Consider the following 15,246-nt stretch of genomic DNA (forward strand, 5'->3'; position numbering starts at 1 on the left):
TATGCTCAGAGTTTGTGCCTGAAACCTCGTACGCTCCGTGCGGCGAGCTGAGTCTGGCCTATCAGGTGTTCGGTGACGGGCCGATCGACCTTGTCTTCGCCGGGCCGATGGTCACCCATGTCGACCTGTTCTGGACCATGCCCGAGTTCAAGGTCTTCTTCGACCAACTCGGCACCTTCTGCCGGATCGCCATCTTCGACAAGGCCGGTGTCGGGTTGTCGGATCCGGTACCCCAAGTCCGCACCCTCGATGACCGGGTCGCCGAGATCGAGGCCGTGATGGACGCCGTCGGCTTCGAGCGGGCCGCGATCTTCGGGATGAGCGAGGGCGGAGCGCAATCCGTCTACTTCGCGGCGAAACGGCCGCAGCGAACCCGGGCGCTGATCCTCTACGGCGCGTTCGCCTACCTGTCCGGCGGCGGGTGGGACGAGGTGCTGGGCGACCCGGCCGAGGTGTGGGCGCGCGTGCACGCCGAATTGGGTCCGCAATACTCGCCGTCGGTCGAGCAGATCGTCCGCTTGCAGGCTTTCGCGCGTTCTGCCCGTGAGCAGTGGGGCAGCGGCGCGAGCGCCAAGGCGTTGACGCCGTCGGTGCGGTCGCTGCGCCAACTCGCCATGTTCGAACGGATGGCCGCGAGTCCCGGAATGGCGCGCGCCACAATGGAATCCAATCTCCGCATCGACCTCCGGTCGGTTCTCCCGACGCTGGCCGTGCCCACCCTCGTCGTGCATGCCAGCCACGACGGCGTGCCGGTACAGTGCGGCCGGTATCTGGCCGACCACATCGCGGGCGCGAGGTACATCGAGGTCGACGGCGTCGATCACGCGCCGTGGCTGACCGGGCCCGACACCATCCTCACCGGCATCGAAGAGTTCCTCACCGGCGGGCACGCCGTGCCCTCGCAGTCCCACCGAGCCCTGCGCACCGTGCTGTTCACCGACATCGTCTCCTCGACCCAGCACGCCGCCACCGCCGGTGACGAGCGGTGGCGGGCGGTGATGATGCGCTTCGGGGACATCAACGCCGAACTGGTGCAGCGCTTCGGCGGCGCGGTGCTCAAGAGCACCGGCGACGGCCATCTCGCCACCTTCGACGGCCCGACCCAGGCCATCCGCTGCGCCGAGGCGCTGCACACCGACGCCGAGACGCTGGGCATCGAGATCCGGGCGGGCATTCACACCGGGGAGTGCGAACTGCTCGGCGGGGACATCGCCGGGATCGCGGTGCACATCGCCGCGCGGATTCTCGGGCAGGCCGGCGCCGGCGAGATCCTGGTCTCGCGCACCGTCCGCGACCTGGTGGTCGGCTCGGGCACCAGCTTCCGGGATCGCGGCATCGTCGCGCTGCGTGGGGTGCCCGGCAGTTGGCAGCTGCTGGCCGTCGACCGGCAGGGCGACCAGGGATCGGCCGAAGCGCAGCTGGCGTCGACACCCACCCCCGGCCCGCGGGCCGCGATGCACCGCACCGACCGGGCCGTGGAGATGATGGCGCGGCGCACGCCGTGGGTGCTGCGCGGGGTGGCGCGGCTGTCCCCGACGGGTCGCAGCCCGAAATCCGGGTAGCCGGCGGGACTAGCGGGAGGCCGCCGTCCGCACGTGTTTGGCCACCGTCGCGTCCATCGTCTCGCGCAGCGCCGGAATCTGGTCCAGCAGCCGATGGAGATCGTCGCGCGCGATGTGCAGCACCTCGGCCTTGCCGGTGGTCGTCACCGTCGCGTTGCGCAGGGTGCCGCGACGCAATGCGGATTCGCCGATCACTTCGCCCGGGCCGACCACGGCCACCCGGTCCTGGCCGACATACACCGCGGCCTGGCCGCTGAGCAGGATGTAGCAGGAGTCCGAGGGGGTCTGTTCCAGGATCAGCGGCCACGGCCCGGAGGTGGAGGTGCGGTGCGCGGCGCGGACGAGGCGGCGCACGTCGGCGTCGGAGAACTTCGCGAAACCCGCGAATTCCCGCAGCCGGGCGGCGTCGACTTCGAGTTCCTGCTCCCGGGCCAGATCCGCAGCTCGGGTCGTCCTGTGCTTGTTCATGTCGGATCCTTCCTCTGTGTGCACACCGAGGGTGTCTGACGGCGGGGGAGCCGGACCGAGTAGCGGACTACCTGTTCTGATCTGGCAATTCGCTGTGGACGTTTGAGCAACCCCATTGCCGAGCATGGTGGCCCGATGACCGAGCCACCGGACGGCGTCTTCGCCGCGGACGATTTCGCCCCGGAAGAGATAGCCCTGCGCCCGCGCAATGTTCGTTTCGACTGGTCAACCGCCCCGCTGCATTGGATCCCGGGCGATCCGTACGCCTCGCACGGGGTGACCGCGCTCAACCTGTTCCTCCCGGTCGCCGAACGGTGGTTCAGCAAATTGCTCTCGGATTCTTTGGAGTTCGTGCGTGACGAACACCTACGGGAGGAGATCGTCGGCTTCGTCGGCCAGGAGGCGGTACATGCCCGCACCCACGACCATGTGCTGGACGCCTACCTGCGCGGGCACGGTATCGACCCGGGCCCGTTCACCACCCAGCTGGAGTGGGTCATCGGCCAGTACGACCGACGGGTCGCGCAGGCCGATGCGGATCAACGGCGCAAGGTTCTCGCCTCCGGGACGCACGCGCTGAGCGCCGCCGAGCACTACACCGGGGTGCTGGGGCACTGGGCGCTCAACAACCGCTGGGACGAACTCGGCGCCGACCCGACGCTGACCGACCTGTACCGCTGGCACGGCGCCGAGGAGGTCGAGCACCGGCACGTCTCGTTCAACGTTGCGAAGTACTTCGGGATGGACTACGTCGCGCAGGCCGCGGCCGGGGTGATGGTCACCGTGGTGTTCTTCGCGCTGATGCTGCGCGGCACCAGGTATCTGGTGAACCAGGACCCGGCGCTGCCGAGGACGGGCTATCTGCGGCTGCTGTGGAAACTGCGGCGCTCCGGCAAGACCGGCGGGTTGCCCTCGATGTCGTACTACGTCCGGTCCGGGCTGACACTTTTGCGGCGCGACTACGACCCGGCTGACGAGGGCAGCACCGCGCAGGCGGTCGCCTACCTGGCCGGCTCGCCGGCCGCGCGCGCAAGCCATGGGTGAGCGGTGGTCGCGGCTGCTGCGGCCGTATGTCGGTGAGCCGCCGCCGGGGCTGTACGGCCGATCCCCGGATGCGCTGATCCGTGCCGTCGGCGCGGTGGTGCCGCATTTCTTGTCGGTGGTGATGCGCCTGGGTGGGGATCGCGAACTGCCCGAGCTGCCGCGAGTGCGCAACCGCCGCACCATGATTGTCGAGGAGCGCCGGCTGGTGGCCCGCGATCCGGACGTGGTGGCGTTGACGTTGGTCGCCGCCGACGGCGCCGAGCTGCGGCGCTGGCATCCCGGCGCGCACATCGACGTACACCTGCCGTCGGGCCGGACCCGGCAGTATTCGCTGTGCGGAGACCCGGACCGCCTCGACCACTACCGGATCGCGGTGCGCGAGGTCCCCGGCCACGGCGGGGCATCGATCGAGGTGCGCGGGTTGAGGGTGGGGCAGCGGGTGCAGATCAGCGATCCGCGCAACGCGTTCATGATGCCGCTGCCCGGTTCCGGGTCCCGTTCGGAGCGGCTGCGGTTCATCGCCGGCGGCATCGGGATCACGCCGATCCTGCCGATGGTGCGGCTGGCGGACCGGCTGGGGCTGGACTGGTCGCTGCGCTACACCGGCCGGCACCGAGACAGCCTGCCGTTCCTGGAGGAGCTGGAGGGCTTCGGCGACCGGGTGCGGGTGCTGACCGACGAGGGGTCCGGATTGCCCACGGCGGCAGATCTTCTCGACGATGTGACGCCGCGGACCGCGGTGTACGCGTGCGGCCCGCCGCCGATGATGGATCTGGTGCGTGCCGGGGTGCCGGAGCGTTGTGAACTGCACATCGAACGGTTCTCCGCGGTGCCGGTGGTGCACGGGCGGCCGTTCGAGTTGGTGCTGTCGGGTTCGGGTGAGGTTGTCGCAGTCGGCGCCGGGCAGAGTGCGTTGGCCGCGTTGCGTGCGGTGCGTCCGAACGTGACTTTTTCGTGTCAACAAGGGTTTTGCGGGACCTGCGTGCAGCGGGTGGTATCTGGGAAAGTGGAGCACCGCGACCACACGTTGACCGGTGAGCAGCGTGCGCTCGGGCAGATGCTGGTGTGCGTGTCCCGGTCCGCGAACGGTCCGTTGGTGCTCGACCTCTAGTACTAGTCGCTGTCGGTGAGGATCGTCCAGAGGCGGGCGATACGGTCGTCGGCGATCAGTGCGACGTCGAAACCCGATGCGACAGCGACGTTGTCGGGTGTGTGCACCTCCCACGCCAGATAGCCGAGGTCGCCGGTCTGGCGGACCGGGCCGGCCTTGACGAAGTGCAGGCCCTGCAGCGCGCCGTTCTGCAGGGCGGCGGCCTTGGCGTCGAGCGCCTCGTGGCCGGTGCTGACGCCGTCTTCATCGGTCCACTTCACGTCGGGGGCGTAGGTTTTCGCGATGGCCGCGGCGCGACGGCCCGGGTCGCGTTCGTCGAACACGGCCAGCAGGTTGGCTTCCATCAGTTCGGTGATGACGTCGCTCATGGACTGAGTATGAACGCTTGCGGGGTGGTGTGCTCGGTGTTTGCGAGGGGCTGAGTGTCCCCGTGTGTGGTTCAACTTCATCGGTCCTTGGCTGGGCCGAACAGTTCATCTGCGACGCTGTTTTCGAGTGCGATCAAAGCCTCGCAAGACGCCTTCGTGGTCGGAGGATTCGCGAAGAGGGACTCGACCCGTGTGATGTTCGCTCTGAGCCAATCTACCGCTTCAACGCTCACGGCCGCGTCCGACGCACGCGTCCCGTCAAGAAATCTCCGGATGATCGAAAGGCGGAACCAGTTCTCGGGCGCGGTCGCTGAGGACGGAGCGGTCGCCAACACAATCTGTCCGCGGTCGTTCGTGAGGGACCAGCTGAGAATATTGCCTGCCACAACCAGCTGCGCATCGGTCGTCGCCGAGCCGGACGAACTTGAGTCGACGATTCGGTATTGAGGGTCGAGGTAGAGGAAGTCAAAGTACTTCAGAAAAACTTCGAGTAGGTGCTTCACTTACTTCCTCCGTTGGTGGGTGGCAACATCGTATTTGTGCCGCTGCGCTGGTACCCGTGCGCTTCGAGATACCGGATCTCAGCAGCCGTGAAAGTGTTCTCGCCCACCTTGCCGAACGTAGTTGAGAGTGTCACCTTGTCACCATTGCCAATGGCCATGTCAAGGACATGCTGATTGGCCGCTAGTCGCTCCGTGGGCGACGCTGCGTCCCATGCGTCTCCGATGTCGAAATAGCTGGCTCCATTATGCTTCGCAACCTCGATGTAGGACGGGCCACCGCCGTCCGGTCTATACGGTCCGAGGACTGTTTCTCCGCTGCCGGTCAGATGTTGCTCAGCCAAGACCCGCAATTCAGGAGTCATTTGATCAAGGGGGTTGCTTAGATTGAATTCGGGTCCAGCGGGGGCTGTCTGCGGAAGCAAATCGACCGGCGAGACGCTGCTATCGAGACCGTCGAGCGGAAGTGGGCGGTCGACCATTCCGTTGGGCGCAGGACTATCGATCAGATCGTGAGGGATGCCTGGACCTATTCCGTCCAGGGCGCCGGCCCGAGCGATGAGGGCCCCTTCGCCGCCGAAGACCAAACCAGGTGCGGCTACGGCACCGTCGGCGGCCTTCTCCCCGAGATAGTAGGCGGCACTGGGCGAGTCCATTGCGCGTTGGACCTCGTCGACAGCTGCGCCAACAGGATCGGCGAGTTGTTCGTTCATGCTGACCGCGAGGTCGCGCCACGATTCAAGGACTCCGGGTGCCCCGGGGCCGCCCTGCCCGATGAGCTCCTTTATCCCTTGTTCGGTTGCGAACCAGCGGTCTGCAAATCCCTCCTTGAACCCAGGGGCGGGCAGCGGGTCAGGCTGCGGAGGTACGTAACGGGGCAGGGGGCGTTGAGCCGCCGCCACCATTGCGTCGATACGTTCCTCGATCTGGTCTGCCGGTACGCCGTCGAGCTGCATGTTCTGACGCGCGAGCGCCTTGAACTCCTCGACCTTCGCGGGATCTAGTCTGGGCGCGGGCGCGGGCGCGGGCGCGGGCGCGGGCGCAGGGCTTGCTGGTTGACCTCCGGGCCGGCCGGCAAGTTGGGTTAGCGCGCTGTCGAGGTCGGTAGGTGCGGGCTCGCTCGGACTGTTGGATTTCTTTGTCTCGCCGCCACTTGGCAATAGCAAGTCACCCAAAGAACTTGGCGTCTTGGCCGGCGGCGTAGGTGAGGCGGTCGCAGTACCGATCGCATTCGCCAGGTCAGTGTCGACCTGTTGTCCGTCGGTTAGCAACGTCGCGATTTGCGCTTGTAGTTCGGATACCTTGGCGACCACGTGAGCTGCAGTTTCGTCGTCGAGATAGGAGGTATCGGGCGGGATGACTTGGTTGGTGGTCAGATCGATGAGTACTGCGGGCGCTGCCGCTGCATAGTTGAGAAGTTCTTTAATGGCGTTGGAAACGTTCTCAGCTTGGTCGTGGGCCTGTTCCATCGCTGCTGCAGCTGAAACGAGATTCTCGGCCGCACCTTCGTGATCACCGGCGCTCGCGACCATCGCGGCCCGGGCGGCAGCGCCACCATCGCCTTCCCACGTGGATGCGGCGGCCAAGGAGCGGTAGAACTCCGCCGATTCAGTGTGATTTGCCGCAGCCTGGCGAGTCGATGCCGCCAAGTCGGCAATCTCAGGAACCCACTCCATGAGGTCCCGGAGTGTCAGCGACACGGTGTCGCCTTAGAGCGCGGAGCCTGCGGCGTCGATGTCGTCTGCGCCGCGATCATCCGTCGCTGAGTACTTCGCGGCGGCCACGCGGTGATGCCCGGCAAGCGTGGCGAAACGTTCGCTGTAGCGTGCGCAGTCGTCGTCCCATGAAGCCAGCATCGCGGGCAGTGCCGCTGTGGACGCGCTGGCCCCGAGAGAGGCGTGCCCCGCCTTCTCGTGCGATGAGCGGTGTGCCGACGTAAAACTACCGGCCTGGCCTTCAAGTTGATCTGCTGCCAGCTGAAGTTCGGTCGGATCGACTTTCAGCGGCATACTCGCCTGCGACATCCCCATGCCCTCCCCATAACGCTGTTCCTTCAGGATATGTCGGTGCACGTGCACCGCGATGCATCAAACTTCGCGGTGCTCAACGTCTCGGCCTACCGGGAACCGTTGCGTGACAGTCGGAACCAGGATGCTGGATGCATACAGGATCACGTCGAGGGAGCCGTTCTTGTCGGCGCTCTCGACTAGTGGAGCGTGTCTACTACGTCGCGGACTGACAGGTCCCGGAGCCGCGCGCGGCCAGGAGCAACAGCAGCCGGTGGCGGGCCTCGGGATCCTCTGGGGCGTCGTACACCTCGTCGCAGGCCATCCTGACCAGATGATGCCAGTTCAGCGGTTGCTCCACCTCGGCCCGGTTGGCTGTCGCGGCGGTCAGCAACCGGTGCAGGCGGTCGCACGCAGCTCTGTCGTCCGGGTCCCGGTGTACGTCATCGCATGCAGCCTGGATCTGTTGGCGCAGCATCGATTCCATGTATTCGCCCCAAACGGCCATCAGTACCCCCTCACCGGTAGGCCAGGCGGTCTCGGACAGGGCCGCTCGCAGGATATTCCGAAGCTGGTCGCTCCGACGAGCGAAACCATACACGCATATTGCATTACATCGTGCGCATATTGCGCTATTGAACACTTGTATGGTGCTCGGGAATCGAATAGAGTCGCCGGGTGACAGACACGGTGTTCCTGCGTCCGGTGACTCCCGTCGAGCCGACCAGTAGAGAACGCATTGTTGATGCCGCAATCAAATCTTTTGCTCGACAGGGCGTTTCCAATACGCCGTTGCGAGCGGTGGCCGAGGCCGCCGGGGTGAGTGTCGGGCTGGTGCAGCACTACTTCGGCAACAAGGCCGGCCTGACCGCCGCGGTGGACGAGTATGTCCTGCAGGTTTTCGGTGAGGTCCTGGAATCGGAGCCGCTCCCGGAGCCACCTGCGGACCATTCGGTGGAGTTGCGCGGGCGGTTCGCCCGGCTTTTCCACACCTACCCCGAAGTCACCGACTATGTCGCCCATGCGTTGAGTGAGGGCGACGAGATCGGGGCCGTCATCTTCGACGGGCTCCTGCGCATCAGCACCGTGCAGGGCGAGAAGTACGCCGAGCACGGGCTGGTCCGTTCCGACCTCGATCTGCTGTGGGGGACGATCAACCCCCTGATCCTGCGGGTCGGGGCCGCCATGCTGCGCAGTCACATCGAACGCCACATCCCCGGACCGTTCTACTCCGCCGAGCAGTTGCAGCGATGGGACTCCGCGGTCACGTTGCTTATCCGGAGGGGGCAGTTCACCCCGGAGGCTACCGACATCTAGCAGCAGCGCCCGCCCGCGCTCGAGGGGTGCGTCGGGTGGGCGGAGCGGATCGGTCAGCGGTGTCGCTGAGAACACACTCAGTGGCGTAGACAAGGCGCACCGGCGGGGGAGCTGAGCCCCGGCCGGGCGTTCGCGCTGGTCCTCGCCGAGTCCGTTGGCGCGGCCGTCGCACGCAGCAAACGTCCTCGGCGCCCCCGGGTTCGACCCCACACGCCCTTTGATTAGCCGTCATCGAGGCGGAGGCAATAAGCTGCGCTCCAATGTTCGCGGTGGCCCGGATCGCCGCTCTCCACCGGACCCACCCGAGGAACACCCTGATGGCGATCGCCGATGTCCCCAGCTACCTGCACCTCACCGACGCGGACGTCGAAGAGATCGCCTATGAACTGGACGTGATCCGCCGTGACATCGAGGACTCGCTCGGGGCCAAGGACGCGGCCTACATCCGGCGGGTGATCCATTTCCAGCGGGCGCTGGACGTCGCGGCGCGCCTGACGATCGCCGGTAGCAAGTCCAAGGCCGGCTGGCTGCTGGGCACGGGTGCGCTGGCCTATGCGAAGTCCATCGAGAACATGGAACTCGGCCACAACATCTCCCACGGCCAGTGGGACTGGATGAACGATCCCGAGATCCACTCCAACACCTGGGAGTGGGACATGGTCGGGGATTCGGCGCAGTGGCGGTACTCACACAACTACCGCCACCACGTGTACAGCAACGTGCTCGGCATGGACGAGGACATCGGCTACCGCCTGCATCGGGTGACCACCGATCAGCAGTGGCGCCCTGTGCACCTGGCGACTCCGCTGCGAAACCTGGTGCTGGCGGCCATGTTCGAATGGGGCATCGCGTTGCATGGCCTGCATTCGGAGAAGCTGCGGGGCGAATCGTCGGACGCTCCCGCGGCGGAGAAGCGGAAGTTCCGCGCCAAGATCGTCCGGCAGCTGGCCAAGGATTATGTGTTCCTGCCGGCGCTGAGCCTGCGCCGGTGGCGGCGCACCTTCGCGGCCAACTTCACCGCGAATGTGGTCCGCAACCTGTGGGTGTACGTGAACATCATCTGCGGCCACATTCCCGACGGCGCCGAGACGTTCGACCCGGCGGTGCTCAAGGACGAGACCAAGGGCGAGTGGTACCTGCGGCAGATGCTCGGGACCGCGAACTACGAGGTGAGCCCGCTGGTGGCGCTCTCGGGTGGGCACCTGTGCTACCAGATCGAGCACCACCTGTTCCCGGACCTGCCGAGCAACCGGCTGGCCGAGGTCAGCGTGCGGGTGCGGGAACTGTGTGAGAAGTACGACCTGCCCTACAACTCGGCTTCGCTTGGCCGCCAGTACTTCCGGACGCAACGGACCATTCATGGGTTGGCGTTCCCGGACTGGGTGGTGCGGTTGGTGCGGCGGCGCAGTTCTTGTCGCTGAGTTCTCGCGTTCAGCGTGGGCGGTTGGTGCTGTCCTGTGCGATGAAGGTCTGCTGAGCGTCAAATCGCGGGTATGCGCCGCCGCGGTCCGTTCCCGGAGCTTTCTCACAAAGCCCGGATCGACCTATGGCTATGCGTCGGCGGATCCCCGCACCAGCATTACTGGTTGCTGTTGGGCCGTGGCTCCGTGATTCCAACCTTGACGATCGCATCGATTTCGCCCACGGATTTCGACATCAGGTGGCTGAAAATCGTCGCCGATGGCTCCATCAGCACTGCATGCTCGGTGCCCAATCGGACCTCGTAGGTTCCCGCGTCGATTGCTACCGCTTCAACGGCGGAATCGATTCCGCGTGCATAGAAGTCTGGGCCGAGTGGCGTCAAGCGCAATACGTTTCGAGCAGCGAACGACCACTGCCAGATGAGGAACTTCTCGGCAAGTTCGAGCGACGAGAACTTCGCAACGTTCTCGCGTAGCTGGCCACGGTCATCGACCGTATCAATGACCCACCAGTCTTCGGTATGACGCAAGTGGACCGAGTACTCATCGGATAGAAACCGAAGCTCGCCGTCTGCTTGGACCCAGGCATCGATACTGGTGAGCCCTGAAGTCGCCGACCAGAAGTACCAATTGTCGGCCAGTCGTCCCGCATCATCCGATTGGTTCATTGACATCCCTCAGATAGTCGGAAACGAGCAAGTCATTGACCTGTGCTGACGTGCCGTCTGGCCCGATGATTCGTACCGGACGCCCCGCCGGGCTGATGGAATCACGGTGCCACAGCTGACGGCTCGATTCGTAATACTGGCGGTGGTTTCGTCGAGTCGGTTCTGTCGTCGATTACGGCACCGGATATGGCTTAACCCTTTTCAGGCGGGGGTAGACCAAGGTTTACGCGGGGCCGAATGACCTTTTGCTATCGCTTCCTTCAGCGCGTTGAGTGTCTCGCACGATTGCGCCGCTGAAGAAGGACTTTCAAACAGTTTTTCTAAGAGAGGATGGGGAGTGCAGCCGCCGACGACCCTGCGCCGATCGACACCTGGCCGGCGCGAGCTCGTGTCGCTTGATGCGCGGCGCGAAAGCTGCTGGCCTGACCATCGAGTTGGTCAGCGGTCAAATGTAGATCTGTCGGATCAACCTTTAGTGGTTCACTTGGCTTCGACACCCCCGCGTCCTTCCCCCATCACACCTTGGTGAGACAGCCTACCGGCACACAGACGGCGGTCGATACGCGAAAAGTTCGTTGCTGGGTGCTGGGTGCTGGGCCACATCCAGAGCGTGCTGACCCTTTGCGAGCGTGCACGTTCAAGGACGCTTCGTCACCCAGTATCGAAGGCCGAAATGGTGGCCTCAGTTGCCCACGTCTGCGTGACATTTGAGCGACAGTCGGCTTGTCGGTACCGGATGCGATGCTGTGCGGCTACTTCGAACAAGGAGATCGTGATGAAGAAGGTCGTACTGGCAGCAGTGTTGATGGGGTCGGCGATCGCGGTGAGCCCGCCGGCGTCCGCGGAGCCGTCGTGGACGATGCCGAATCTGATCGGGATGGATCTGCAGGGCGCCCAGGACAGAATTCAGTCCGTCAGCGGGGGCGCGGTCTGGTTCAGCAGCTCCACCGACCTGACCGGGCAGGGGCGGGCGCAGATCAGTGACCGTAACTGGCAGGTGTGCAGTTCGACCCCGGCGCCGGGGGCGACGTTCACTGCGAGTACGCCCATCGATTTCGGGGTGGTGCGGATCGGTTCCGAGGAGTGTCCGTGAGCCGACTCCGCGCGGACGTTTTCCGCCGATAGTGAGCACGTTTTGCCAGCTCAGAGTACCTTGACCTCATGTCGTGATCGGGGGTGCGGGCGATGGCCGATGCGTGGAGTCAGCCGGGAGGACCGTCGGGCAGCGTGCTGTGCCCGCAGGGACATGCGAACTCGCCGAGCTACCGGTTCTGCAGCGTCTGTGGGTCCCCGATCGGCGTGGTGCCGTTTCCCGAAGATATTGAGTCGACGGGATCGTCCGGCAGACGGCGACTCGGGTGGATCATCGGTGCGGCCGCTGCGGTGGTGGTGGTGGTCACGGGCGCGACCACCGCGGTGCTGCTCTCCCGGCCGTCGGGTGACACGTCGGCAGCAGGCGCCGCAGGCGGTTTCGAGACGGGGACGCCCGCGGCGGTCTCCGCGGCGCCGGTGTGCACCGAACCGCCCATTCTGGAGACCGAGTCATTTGACCTGACGGACGAGGGCCTCGTGGTCGGCGCCGCGCTGTTTTCCGGGTGCCCGGGCGGCGATGTCGAAGCAGGAGAGGCGGTCCGGGTGACGGTCGCCGACGGTGAACGCGATATCGCAGCCGGGGAGTTCGACTTTTCCGCATCGCCGGTCGAGATGAGGGGGAGCGTGCCCGAGCATCGCACGCTGGTGTTCCCGAAGGGCATGTACTGGCGGACACCGGACATGGTCAGCGGCAAGCCGACGCTCGTGGCGCATCGAGGTGAACGCCGTACGGCGACTCCGGTCGCGTCGATGGCTGCCGTCGAGCGGCTGGTGGCGGTTGGGCCGGCGGAGCCGGAACACGGCAGCGTGGAGGGAGTCGCCAAGGCGGTGCTCAATGAGCTGCGGGACGCCGACTACCCGGTGGTGCTGGAGGGCGCGGCGAATAGTTGGGTGCCCCAAGTCAGTTCGAAGCGCGCCGGGTTGGTCGTCGATGGCCGAACGCTCAGCAATGCCGACGTGCTGCGTGATCACCTCGATTTCCGGCAGCGATTCGATCAGGCTCGACTCGTGTACTCGGGTCAGTGGTCGACGTTCAACGACAGCGACTGGTGGGTGACGGTGGTCGGACCGTCCTGGGTCTATCCCGAGGGTGCGAACGGATGGTGCGATCGCCAGGGCTTCGGCGTGGACGACTGCTTCGCGAAATTCCTCAGCAACCTGTTCGGGCCGGAACGTACGACTGTGTACAGGAAGTGAGTGGGCGCAACCATGGGATTCTGCGTGTTCTGCGGTGCGGCACTGACCGACTACTCGCATTGTGGCTCGTGTGGAGCGGTGAAGGTCGGCGGCACCTGGCATGGGTCGGCGGCACCTGGCATGGGTCGGCGGCACCGATCGTCCGTGCTACCGGGGATAGCGGCTGGCGTCCTGATCCGACGGGGCGCCATGAAGGCCGGTACTTCGTGGGCGGGCAGGCGACGGACCTGGCCCGGGACGGTGACGTCGAGACCCTCGATCCGGTGGGCAAGCTGCAGATGGAAGGCGCTGTCGCACAAGCGGGGTCGCCGACTTCGAAGCCGACGAAGCGTACCGGCGGCAGGAGGTGGGCGGTGATCTCGGCGGCCGTGCTCGCGGTGGCGGTCGCCGGAGTGGGTGTCGCGGTGTATCAGTACGTCAACCGCGAGCAGGTCAATCCCGATGAGGAGTACGTCAAGGCGTTGAAACAATCCGGTTATGCAGGGGAGTTCAACTCCGACGCCAATGCCGTCGCGCACGGTAAGCAGGTGTGCCGTCAGCTGAGCGAGGGCGCCCCGCAGCAGGGCATGCCCGCCGATGAGGTTGCGGTGCAGTACCTCTGCCCGGAGTTTGTCGAAGGGTTCCACGTCCTGGAGACGGCGACGATCACCGGAACCTTCACGCTCAACGACGACTCTCCCAGCACGTACTCACCATTGATCGAGGTCGATGGATCCAGCTGCAAGGGGGCCGGCGGGTACAGCGATGTGAATCCGGGTACGCCGGTGACCGTCAAGAACGGCAAGGGAGAGATCCTCACGACGACGTACCTGGAAGAGGGCCGGGGCGGTCGGTACATGTGCACCTTCGGGATCACCTTCGAGGTCACCGAGGGGGAGGATCGCTACGTGGTCAACGTCGGCCGCCGTGGTGAACTCAGCTTCTCGTTCGCGGAGCTGAAGTCGAACGGTGTGTCGTTGGTGCTGGGCGGAAGCTAGTTCCGCGGGGGAGTGCGTGCGCGCCTTCACAGGGTGGGCCGGGGATGGGTCGGTCAACAGAGCACTTTGGCCCTGTCTTGCCATCGACGCGCACCGCTAGATTCGAACTCGGGAGTGTCGATGAGCCATTACATGCGAAGCACTGATGCGTTCACCTGGGCGATGGAGAGCGATCCGCGCCTGCGGTCGACTGTGGTCACCGTGCTCCTGCTGGAGAAGTCGCCGAATTGGGACCGCGTGCGCGACAGGATCAATCTGATCAGCCGCAAGCTGCCGATGTTTCGGCAACGGGTGGTGGAATCTCCGCTTCAGGGGGCCCCGCGGTGGGAGGACGCCCCGGACTTCGATCTCGACTTCCACATCAGGCATGTCGCTTCGCCCGAACCGGGCACGCTCGACGGGGTGCTGGAGCTGGCGCGGGTCGCCGAGATGGAGGACTTCGACCGGGCTCGCCCGCTGTGGGAGGTCATGCTGATCGACGGTCTCGACGACGGCGGGGCGGCGGTGGTGTGCAAATTCCACCATGCCCTCACCGACGGTGTGGGCGGTGTGCAGATCGGGATGATCCTGTTCGACCTCTCCGAGCAGCCCGCAGACACCGAACCGCTTCCGCCTGCCCGGGCGGTGTCGGCGTCGCCGTGGTGGGGTGAGTACCGCAGCGTGCTGGGCCACGACGTGAAACTCGCTGCAACGACGGTGGCGGGAGCGCTGGCCGCGACCCCGGGACTTGTGTACAACAGCGTCCGCCGCCCGAAGTCGACCGTCGAATCCGCGGTGGCCACCGCCGCGTCGATCTACCGCACCGTCCGCCCGGTGACCCACACCGGGTCACCCCTGATGACGGGCCGCACGCTGACCCGCCGTCTCGGGGTGCATCAGGTGCCACGACGTGCGCTGCGGGAGGCGGCGCACCGCGGCGGTGGGGCGCTCAACGACGCGTTCGTCGCCGGGCTGGCCGGCGGGCTGCGGCTCTACCACGACGAGCACGGCGTCGAGGTGGGCGACCTGCATCTGACCATGCCGATCAGCCTGCGGACCGAGGACGACGAGATGGGTGGTAATCGAATCACGCTGATGCGCTTCGACGTACCGGTGGGAGTCGTCGACCCGGCCGAGCGCATCGCCGCGGTCCACCAGCAGACGGCCAAGGTGCGCCGGGAGAAGTCGCTGCCCTACACCGAGTGGATCGCGGGCGCGCTCAACCTGATGCCGCGCTGGTACATCGGCTCGATCCTGCGCAACGTCGACTTCCTGGCCAGCGACGTTCCGGGGATTCCGGTGCCGGTATTCCTCGGCGGCGCCAGCCTGGTGATGCAGTACGCGTTCGGCCCGACCATCGGCGCGGCCGTCAACGTGACGTTGCTCAGTTACGTCGACACCTGCTCCCTGGGCATCGACGTCGACACCGGTGCGATACCGGATTTCGAGGTCTTCCACGAATGCCTCGTCGCGGGTTTCGACGAGGTGCTGGCGTTGGCTGCCTGACGGGGTCAGAAGTCGGCGGTGTCAGCCCTC

At 65.7% G+C, this 15,246-nt stretch carries 15 protein-coding genes and 1 pseudogene; 9 read left to right on the plus strand and 7 right to left on the minus strand.

Annotated features, from left to right (window positions below; genetic code table 11):
• Positions 1-14 precede the first annotated feature (14 nt).
• Positions 15-1,562 carry an adenylate/guanylate cyclase domain-containing protein gene (locus K0O62_RS09160; protein WP_073858546.1) on the plus strand — a complete coding sequence of 516 codons (1,548 nt, stop codon included), beginning with the start codon at positions 15-17 and terminating at the stop codon, positions 1,560-1,562.
• A gap of 9 nt (positions 1,563-1,571) precedes the next feature.
• On the opposite strand, the gene K0O62_RS09165 is transcribed toward K0O62_RS09160, so the two are convergent.
• Positions 1,572-2,030 (minus strand): cyclic nucleotide-binding domain-containing protein, encoded by a 459-nt coding sequence (locus K0O62_RS09165; protein WP_073858547.1) that lies wholly within the window; start codon positions 2,028-2,030, stop codon positions 1,572-1,574.
• A 135-nt stretch (positions 2,031-2,165) separates the two neighbouring features.
• On the opposite strand from K0O62_RS09165, the gene K0O62_RS09170 reads away from it, so the two are divergent.
• Complete coding sequence (locus K0O62_RS09170) at positions 2,166-3,074, plus strand: metal-dependent hydrolase (RefSeq protein ID WP_073858548.1); 909 nt, start codon at positions 2,166-2,168, stop codon at positions 3,072-3,074.
• A complete protein-coding gene (locus tag K0O62_RS09175; protein ID WP_073858549.1) occupies positions 3,067-4,185 on the plus strand; it encodes a PDR/VanB family oxidoreductase in 1,119 nt (372 codons plus the stop codon). The genes K0O62_RS09170 and K0O62_RS09175 overlap by 8 nt, the downstream gene beginning before the upstream one ends.
• A gap of 2 nt (positions 4,186-4,187) precedes the next feature.
• Here the strand turns inward: K0O62_RS09175 and K0O62_RS09180 are convergent, their stop codons facing one another.
• The 5 genes from K0O62_RS09180 to K0O62_RS09200 all read right to left on the minus strand — a co-directional run bounded on the left by K0O62_RS09180 (position 4,188) and on the right by K0O62_RS09200 (position 7,567).
• Positions 4,188-4,553 carry a nuclear transport factor 2 family protein gene (locus K0O62_RS09180; RefSeq protein WP_073858550.1) on the minus strand — a complete coding sequence of 122 codons (366 nt, stop codon included), beginning with the start codon at positions 4,551-4,553 and terminating at the stop codon, positions 4,188-4,190.
• Positions 4,554-4,630: 77 nt separating this feature from the next.
• Entirely contained in the window at positions 4,631-5,056 is a 426-nt protein-coding gene (locus tag K0O62_RS09185; RefSeq protein WP_073858551.1) for a hypothetical protein, read from the minus strand.
• The gene (locus tag K0O62_RS28620; RefSeq protein WP_234800235.1) at positions 5,053-6,753 is read right to left on the minus strand and encodes an Rv0964c family protein; all 1,701 of its coding nucleotides are present in this window, start codon (positions 6,751-6,753) and stop codon (positions 5,053-5,055) included. The genes K0O62_RS09185 and K0O62_RS28620 overlap by 4 nt, the downstream gene beginning before the upstream one ends.
• Positions 6,754-6,762: 9 nt before the next feature.
• Positions 6,763-7,083: a type VII secretion target gene (locus K0O62_RS09195; RefSeq protein ID WP_131817450.1), complete on the minus strand. Its 321-nt coding sequence runs from the start codon at positions 7,081-7,083 to the stop codon at positions 6,763-6,765.
• Between the two features lie 193 nt (positions 7,084-7,276).
• Positions 7,277-7,567: a hypothetical protein gene (locus K0O62_RS09200; RefSeq protein ID WP_131817451.1), complete on the minus strand. Its 291-nt coding sequence runs from the start codon at positions 7,565-7,567 to the stop codon at positions 7,277-7,279.
• A 197-nt stretch (positions 7,568-7,764) separates the two neighbouring features.
• On the opposite strand from K0O62_RS09200, the gene K0O62_RS09205 reads away from it, so the two are divergent.
• Positions 7,765-8,376 (plus strand): TetR/AcrR family transcriptional regulator, encoded by a 612-nt coding sequence (locus K0O62_RS09205; protein WP_264002325.1) that lies wholly within the window; start codon positions 7,765-7,767, stop codon positions 8,374-8,376.
• A gap of 317 nt (positions 8,377-8,693) precedes the next feature.
• On the plus strand, positions 8,694-9,797 hold the full coding sequence (locus K0O62_RS09210) for a fatty acid desaturase family protein (protein WP_073858622.1): 1,104 nt from the start codon (positions 8,694-8,696) through the stop codon (positions 9,795-9,797).
• Between the two features lie 158 nt (positions 9,798-9,955).
• Here the strand turns inward: K0O62_RS09210 and K0O62_RS09215 are convergent, their stop codons facing one another.
• Positions 9,956-10,465: an Imm61 family immunity protein gene (locus K0O62_RS09215; protein WP_079244311.1), complete on the minus strand. Its 510-nt coding sequence runs from the start codon at positions 10,463-10,465 to the stop codon at positions 9,956-9,958.
• Positions 10,466-11,240: 775 nt separating this feature from the next.
• Between K0O62_RS09215 and K0O62_RS09220 the strand changes: the two genes are divergently transcribed.
• The 4 genes and pseudogenes from K0O62_RS09220 to K0O62_RS09235 all read left to right on the plus strand — a co-directional run bounded on the left by K0O62_RS09220 (position 11,241) and on the right by K0O62_RS09235 (position 15,216).
• A complete protein-coding gene (locus K0O62_RS09220) occupies positions 11,241-11,558 on the plus strand; it encodes a hypothetical protein (protein WP_073858555.1) in 318 nt (105 codons plus the stop codon).
• Between the two features lie 92 nt (positions 11,559-11,650).
• Positions 11,651-12,754 (plus strand): zinc ribbon domain-containing protein, encoded by a 1,104-nt coding sequence (locus K0O62_RS09225; RefSeq protein WP_073858556.1) that lies wholly within the window; start codon positions 11,651-11,653, stop codon positions 12,752-12,754.
• 12 nt (positions 12,755-12,766) lie between these two features.
• Positions 12,767-13,731 (plus strand): annotated as a pseudogene (locus K0O62_RS09230) (DUF732 domain-containing protein).
• Positions 13,732-13,851: 120 nt separating this feature from the next.
• Positions 13,852-15,216, plus strand: coding sequence for a wax ester/triacylglycerol synthase domain-containing protein (locus K0O62_RS09235; protein ID WP_073858557.1), 1,365 nt, complete (start codon positions 13,852-13,854; stop codon positions 15,214-15,216).
• Positions 15,217-15,246: the final 30 nt, after the last annotated feature.

It is taken from the genome of Mycolicibacterium diernhoferi, from assembly GCF_019456655.1.
GTDB lineage: Bacteria > Actinomycetota > Actinomycetes > Mycobacteriales > Mycobacteriaceae > Mycobacterium > Mycobacterium diernhoferi.

Coding starts and splice junctions, on each gene's coding strand:
- K0O62_RS09210 (WP_073858622.1), top strand. CDS start 8,694: ATGGCGATCGCCGATGTCCCCAGCTACCTGCACCTCACCGACGCGGAC.
- K0O62_RS09225 (WP_073858556.1), top strand. CDS start 11,651: ATGGCCGATGCGTGGAGTCAGCCGGGAGGACCGTCGGGCAGCGTGCTG.
- K0O62_RS09215 (WP_079244311.1), bottom strand. CDS start 10,465: ATGAACCAATCGGATGATGCGGGACGACTGGCCGACAATTGGTACTTC.
- K0O62_RS09180 (WP_073858550.1), bottom strand. CDS start 4,553: ATGAGCGACGTCATCACCGAACTGATGGAAGCCAACCTGCTGGCCGTG.
- K0O62_RS09165 (WP_073858547.1), bottom strand. CDS start 2,030: ATGAACAAGCACAGGACGACCCGAGCTGCGGATCTGGCCCGGGAGCAG.
- K0O62_RS09235 (WP_073858557.1), top strand. CDS start 13,852: ATGAGCCATTACATGCGAAGCACTGATGCGTTCACCTGGGCGATGGAG.
- K0O62_RS09200 (WP_131817451.1), bottom strand. CDS start 7,567: ATGGCCGTTTGGGGCGAATACATGGAATCGATGCTGCGCCAACAGATC.
- K0O62_RS09195 (WP_131817450.1), bottom strand. CDS start 7,083: ATGGGGATGTCGCAGGCGAGTATGCCGCTGAAAGTCGATCCGACCGAA.
- K0O62_RS09220 (WP_073858555.1), top strand. CDS start 11,241: ATGAAGAAGGTCGTACTGGCAGCAGTGTTGATGGGGTCGGCGATCGCG.
- K0O62_RS09170 (WP_073858548.1), top strand. CDS start 2,166: ATGACCGAGCCACCGGACGGCGTCTTCGCCGCGGACGATTTCGCCCCG.
- K0O62_RS09175 (WP_073858549.1), top strand. CDS start 3,067: ATGGGTGAGCGGTGGTCGCGGCTGCTGCGGCCGTATGTCGGTGAGCCG.